The 6,000-nt window shown below is 33.2% G+C and carries 6 protein-coding genes; 2 read left to right on the top strand and 4 right to left on the bottom strand.

All coding sequences use genetic code 11. The features are described from left to right. Positions 1-149: 149 nt before the first annotated feature. Positions 150-452 carry a metal-sulfur cluster assembly factor gene (locus BN2144_RS13095; RefSeq protein ID WP_033828696.1) on the bottom strand — a complete coding sequence of 101 codons (303 nt, stop codon included), beginning with the start codon at positions 450-452 and terminating at the stop codon, positions 150-152. A 202-nt stretch (positions 453-654) separates the two neighbouring features. On the opposite strand from BN2144_RS13095, the gene BN2144_RS13090 reads away from it, so the two are divergent. Further along, a complete protein-coding gene (locus BN2144_RS13090) occupies positions 655-1,926 on the top strand; it encodes an MFS transporter (RefSeq protein ID WP_033828695.1) in 1,272 nt (423 codons plus the stop codon). Between the two features lie 293 nt (positions 1,927-2,219). After that, positions 2,220-2,843 carry a LysE family transporter gene (locus tag BN2144_RS13085; RefSeq protein ID WP_033828694.1) on the top strand — a complete coding sequence of 208 codons (624 nt, stop codon included), beginning with the start codon at positions 2,220-2,222 and terminating at the stop codon, positions 2,841-2,843. 377 nt (positions 2,844-3,220) lie between these two features. Here the strand turns inward: BN2144_RS13085 and BN2144_RS13080 are convergent, their stop codons facing one another. From BN2144_RS13080 to cspD, 3 genes are all read right to left on the bottom strand, one after another. Further along, on the bottom strand, positions 3,221-4,582 hold the full coding sequence (locus tag BN2144_RS13080; RefSeq protein ID WP_033828693.1) for an amino acid permease: 1,362 nt from the start codon (positions 4,580-4,582) through the stop codon (positions 3,221-3,223). Positions 4,583-4,876: 294 nt separating this feature from the next. Further along, positions 4,877-5,077 carry a cold-shock protein gene (locus BN2144_RS13075; RefSeq protein WP_033828692.1) on the bottom strand — a complete coding sequence of 67 codons (201 nt, stop codon included), beginning with the start codon at positions 5,075-5,077 and terminating at the stop codon, positions 4,877-4,879. 186 nt (positions 5,078-5,263) lie between these two features. Beyond that, a complete protein-coding gene (cspD, locus tag BN2144_RS13070; protein ID WP_033828691.1) occupies positions 5,264-5,464 on the bottom strand; it encodes a cold-shock protein CspD in 201 nt (66 codons plus the stop codon). Positions 5,465-6,000: the final 536 nt, after the last annotated feature.

The following is a 6,000-nucleotide window of genomic DNA, read 5'->3' as shown; positions in this document are numbered from 1 at the left end:
TTAACGTTTTTTATCGTCTTTCTTTCTTGCCAATCTTTATGAATCATGATCGTTCAACTCCTTCTGTAAACATTATAGAAGTGAATGCTAGTGAAATCAATAGATGTAAGATAAAAAACCGATTGATATCACAATCGGTTTTTTTACGATTAATTTATTCCAATCAGTTCTCTTTTCATCTTTTCATTTAGTCGATTAGGGTTCCACTTAACTGCTTCTTTAACAACGATAACTTTATTTATTCCTTCAACAGACAGAGCTGCAAACTCCACACCGGAACAAATATAATCTTGCTGTACTAAGTCATCGGTTAAAAAAACTAAAGAAATTTTAACTGTAGATTCATTAACGATTTCGATATGATCTACATAGCCTAAATCAACAATATTCACACCAATTTCGGGATCAAATACATATTTTAATTCATTATATATATTTTCCTCGAGATTCATCTTAAACCCCTCCAAAATATATTCTAACCTTATTATAAAAGGAATATTTTCCTATGTTTGTTAAAGATATAACAATATTGTGTCAGTATTCAATATAACATAATGAACGTCCATATTTCTACTTAACTTGTTTTACCATCTTTTTTTAAAATTTTACTACATATAATAAAACCATCACGTCTATGAGAAATGGAGAATCAGAATGGAATACATCGATACACTTTGGGAAAAGTATGAGTCGAGTGAGGAACGTGAAAAGAAGAAAAAAGAAAAACAACTAGATGATAAGCGCTGGGCGATTGTATCGATTGCATCAATACCTCTTGTAATGACTTTAGGAAATTCAATGTTAATACCCATTTTGCCAACAATGGAAAAAGAATTAGATATCACTTCTTTCCAATCAAGTTTAATTATCACAGTTTATTCAGTAGTCGCCATTTTATTTATTCCCATTGCTGGGTATTTATCTGACCGCTTAGGTAGAAAGAAAGTCATTATTCCGAGTCTTCTACTTACAGCAATTGGTGGGGCAATTGCCGCATTTTCTTCATGGCAAATGCAAAGTGGTTACTGGCTTGTCCTTATCGGGAGAACATTACAAGGTGTTGGTGCGGCAGGTGCTTTCCCAATCGTTTTACCATTAGTTGGCGATATGTTTCGTTCAAAGGAAAAAGTTAGTTCATCACTAGGAATAATCGAAACCGCCAATACACTCGGAAAAGTTTTAAGTCCAATCCTCGGTTCGCTACTTGCTAGTATTATTTGGTTTCTACCTTTTGTAACAATTCCAATATTTTGTACCATTTCAATTTTCATGATGATTTTCTTAGTAAAAAGTCCTAAAAAGAAAGATACACCGAATTTCCGAGAATTTTTAACTAAAACAAAAACGCTTTATAAATACAACAATCGTTGGTTAAATTCCATCTTTATTATAGGTGGTATATTAATGTTTATTTTATTTGGTGTGCAATTTTATCTCTCTTCTGTTTTAGAGTCACAATATCAAGTTGGCAATATAAAGAAAGGGTTTTTATTAGCTATTCCTTTAGGCGCTTTATGTTTGGCTTCCTTTATTGCCGGTAAAAGAATTAAAGAAAAAAAGAAATTAATGAAATGGATTACTTTTATAGGTGTATTATTACTTGCAGCTAGCGTTGTATTACTAAGTTTCTTTGAAAACTTATGGGTTAATATTGGTATTTTTGTATTCGGTTGTATCGGAATCGGGATTGGCCTACCTTGCCTTGATTCTTTAATCACAGACGGGATTGAAGAAGAATCACGCGGAACAATTACTTCCATTTATAGTTCCATGCGATTTATCGGAGTTGCATTTGGCCCTCCTATTGTAGCAATACTTATGAAAAACTTGAATACATTCATGTTTTACTTTTTAGGTGGGCTAGCTATTCTTTGCGCTATCGTCTGCCTGTACGGTATCCGCCCTGAAAAAGAAGCTACATCATAAGGTGAGGAGCTGTCTAGAGTACAGCTCCTATTCTTTTTGTCGACACTTGAAAAGTAGAAAAAACAACCCTAGTTTTAAGGGTTGCTAAAGTTTTGTGTTGTGCTTTTTCAAAGGGGGAACATTTGAATGTTCGTTATAAGTATAGTCCGTTAATTGTTAACATTCAATGGTAATTCCTGTTTCTCTAATCCTACTTTTACCATTAGTTATCTATTTAAAAATCAGATCATTGTCGTAAAACGGCCAATCCATGAATAAGATGTACAAGCTAAACCATTCTGGGAGGTCGTCACATGTTTATCTTTTTTAGTTATATACTACTCGGTCTTTCATTAGCAGCACCAATTGGTCCAGTCAATGCCGCCCAATTAGATCACGGCATTAGACATGGCTTTCTCCATTCATGGTTTGTCGGTGTTGGTGCTATGCTGGCTGATGGACTTTTTATGTTGCTCATCTTTTTCGGAGTGGTCCACTTCCTTGAGATTCCGTTTATGCAAACATTTTTATGGTTATTTGGTTTTTTTGTACTTGTTTATACAGGAATTGAAAGTTTAATCAATTCCCAAAAAATAAATATGAGGAATGAAAGAAATCGAATGCCACTTTGGAAATCCTTTCTTACAGGTTTTATTATGTCCTTATTAAATCCATTATCGATTTTATTTTGGTTGGGTATTTACGGTTCTGTCTTGTCCACAACAATCAATCAGTATGGTAAAGAACAACTACTGTTATATAGTTTAGCAATTTTCATCGGTTTATTTATTTGGGATTTAACGATGGCAACGATTTCTAGTATGTTCAGAAAATATTTTGCAACAAGGTTTTTACAAACAATCTCTATTATATCTGGTTTATTTTTAATTTGTTTTGGTTTATATTTTGGTTTACAAGGGATGAAAGCTCTTTTTTAAAATTAAGGGGCTAAACCGATTATCAAGATTTTGAAGCATGAAATGAAGATTTGGAAACCAAAATACGACTTTCAAAGACAGTCCTTTCTTACCTCTAGTCAACTGTTTTTTGAATTTTATTTGAATTAATTTTGAAAGTTCTTTTATTTGATATTGGGTTGGGGTAAAAGTTAAAGATATGAGAGCGAAGTACAAAGAAAACATCCGCTTTGTACTTCTCATTTTTATGTTAGACTGAGGTATAGAAGGAATTTAATATCTTTTTATACATTTTTTAAACAAAATCTTTTAATCATGATAGTGAGAATAAGTTTATATTACTGTTACGGTACGTACACCCTTTCTACGTACCCTTCGTTTTTATGCATCCCCTATCCCTATACTTCCAGACGCTCAAATAACCCTCTTTGTTTTGGCTCCTCCCCTTTTTTTGTTGCACCGTTAAAACGACGATTCATGATCATTGTTACGATTCCTATGACAAGGACAAAACCAATACTAATATAAAATCCGGGGCGACTAGAGTCATGAACAAGTGAACCCGTAACAGCGAACAAAATTAAAACCGTAGCAATAAACCGCTTCATACCATCAAACCTTTTCTTCTTAAGTAACTTTTTACCAGTATATAATGTAAAAATCCAATTATATAATAACATTAATCCTGCAGCTGTTGTAATATACTCATATACCGAGTCAGGCAAAAATAATCCTATCATAATTGATACAATTAATCCCCCTGTTGTTAAGACTAACGCAGGTAATGGAACTTTTAACTTTCCCTTTTTGCTTAAACTTTTTGGAGCATACCCTTCCTTAGATAAAGATAATAACAATGTTGTTACGGCGAATAAGGATGCTGCCATTGTAGAAAATCCTGCAATTATTAAAATCGCTGTAAACAAATGTGGGACGAATCCTAGCCGAAAGCCATCTAATGCAACGACAAAAGGACTGTCATCTAATGTAAAATTCGGAAGTTGAACTAATATTATCGACATCCCAATAGAAACTAAATAAATAGTTGTTAATAAGACTAACATGACTTTCCCAGACCTTGGGGCATCTTTTGTGTGTTCCAATCTCGTTGCATATATACACATGATTTCTACCCCACCGTATGCATAAAAAGAAAACAGTAGTGCAGCCCACAATCCGGTAATTCCTGTAGGTAAAAACGTCGTTAAAGAATTTGGAACATATATCTCTCCCCCGCCTTGACCTAGAACACCAGATATACCGAGGATGGCTAATAGAATAAACATAAATATTGCCGATAATTTAGCAATTGCAAAAATATTCCCTAGTCTTTCAAACCATTTAACACCAACTAAAACAATTACGATACCTAATATGGTATATATACTTGCAAAAATCCATATTGGAATGTTAGGAAACCAAAACTTTGTGAAGATGGAAATACCTGTTAACTGACTTCCCATAATTAACATTTCTGAACTCCAATACACCCATCCACTTGAAAAGCCCGCCCAATTTCCAAAGGCCTTTTTTGAATAATAACTAAATGAACCTGATTGTGGATCATCTGCAGTCATTCTACTTAACATATCATAAACAATATAAGTTCCAATTGCAGCAAGAAAAAACGTTATTAAAACAGCGGGCCCTGCAGCTTTAATCGCTATATTTGATCCGAGGAAAAATCCTGTCCCGATGATGAATCCTGTTCCCAAAATGGATAATTGCCACCATTTTAGTTTTTTTTCTTCCTTATCCATTCGAATCCTCCTCAATCGTATTTTTTAAAAAATGAAAAATGGTTTGGCTCGTTTAATCTAAATTATTGTTCCCACTTTCCAAATTAAAAAAAGCAGTTGATTTTAACAGATAAAGGATGGAAGACCAACTGTTACTAACTTTTGTTATGACTAGATAATCATGTAAAGATAAAAGTTGGTTAATACCGCCTCTCAATATGCAACGAAATGAAAATTAACTACACGAAAAAAGGGTTATCCCACGAATAGGACAACCCAATTTTTTGAAGAAATATATTTCTCACAAGCTTTTTATTAGATTTTTTGAACGTTAACAGCTTGTGGTCCTCTTTGACCTTCTTCAATATCAAAAGAAACACTTTGACCTTCTTCTAGAGTTTTGAATCCATCACCTTGGATTGCTGAGTAATGTACGAATACATCGCTACCATCTTCTTGTTGAATAAATCCAAAACCTTTTTCTGCGTTAAACCATTTTACTTTTCCTGTTGCCATGTAGATCCTCCTAAAAAATAAATGTGGGAATGAACCCATTCATTATTAGTATAAATAAAAATTAAATTTCTAAACGTCTTTACTCAAAAAAACCGAAAAAAATTTATTCTAACTGGTAATTCGTTATTGTATATAAATTAAAAAGATGGCGAACAATTAAGTCACCACCCAATTATTATCGTCAGATTAAAGTTTTGTTACGTTAGAAGCTTGTGGTCCACGGTTACCTTCAACGATTTCAAAAGAAACTGATTGACCTTCTTCTAAAGTTTTGAATCCATCACCTTGGATTGCTGAATAATGTACGAATACATCATTTCCACCTTCAACTTCGATAAAACCGAAACCTTTTTCTGTGTTAAACCATTTTACTTTACCTTGATTCATGATAATCCTCCTAAAAAAATAAACATATTTACATATTTCATTTATATAATGAAAAAAATCGCAACCACAAAGATGTAGGACAAGTTAAATCGCCTACATCTTTGTGGTGTTGCGACTTTAAATCCTCAAAAAATATAAAGAACTATGTATTACAATTACTACTATAAAGGATAAAGCGACTTCTGTCAATTAAAAACTTGAATATTTTTCTTAAGAATTTAACTTTATTTAGCATATAAGAACAAATTCGAAGTTGATGGCGACGTTGATATGATTCAATTTAAAGCGGACGACAATCTGTTCGAAGTAAAAGCTGACAACCGAATAACTCAAAATCGTATTCAAGAAGAATGAGGAACGAATTGAAACCGAAATCGTGGATTCCCATAGCGAGATTCGAGATAAAGTATCAAGTGAAAAAAGACAAACTTACGTCGACGAACTAGTCTTTATGTAAACGATTCACGAAATGACGCACCAAAAGGTCTACTCCGAACAGAATTTTATGTATAATTGCACCCTGCTTATTTTCGCTA

Source organism: Bacillus andreraoultii (genome assembly GCF_001244735.1).
Classification (GTDB): Bacteria; Bacillota; Bacilli; order Bacillales; family Caldibacillaceae; genus Caldifermentibacillus; species Caldifermentibacillus andreraoultii.
This window is presented reverse-complemented; position numbering and strand designations above follow the sequence as displayed.

Coding starts and splice junctions, on each gene's coding strand:
- BN2144_RS13090 (WP_033828695.1), top strand. CDS start 655: ATGGAATACATCGATACACTTTGGGAAAAGTATGAGTCGAGTGAGGAA.
- BN2144_RS13080 (WP_033828693.1), bottom strand. CDS start 4,582: ATGGATAAGGAAGAAAAAAAACTAAAATGGTGGCAATTATCCATTTTG.
- BN2144_RS13075 (WP_033828692.1), bottom strand. CDS start 5,077: ATGGCAACAGGAAAAGTAAAATGGTTTAACGCAGAAAAAGGTTTTGGA.
- cspD (WP_033828691.1), bottom strand. CDS start 5,464: ATGAATCAAGGTAAAGTAAAATGGTTTAACACAGAAAAAGGTTTCGGT.
- BN2144_RS13095 (WP_033828696.1), bottom strand. CDS start 452: ATGAATCTCGAGGAAAATATATATAATGAATTAAAATATGTATTTGAT.
- BN2144_RS13085 (WP_033828694.1), top strand. CDS start 2,220: ATGTTTATCTTTTTTAGTTATATACTACTCGGTCTTTCATTAGCAGCA.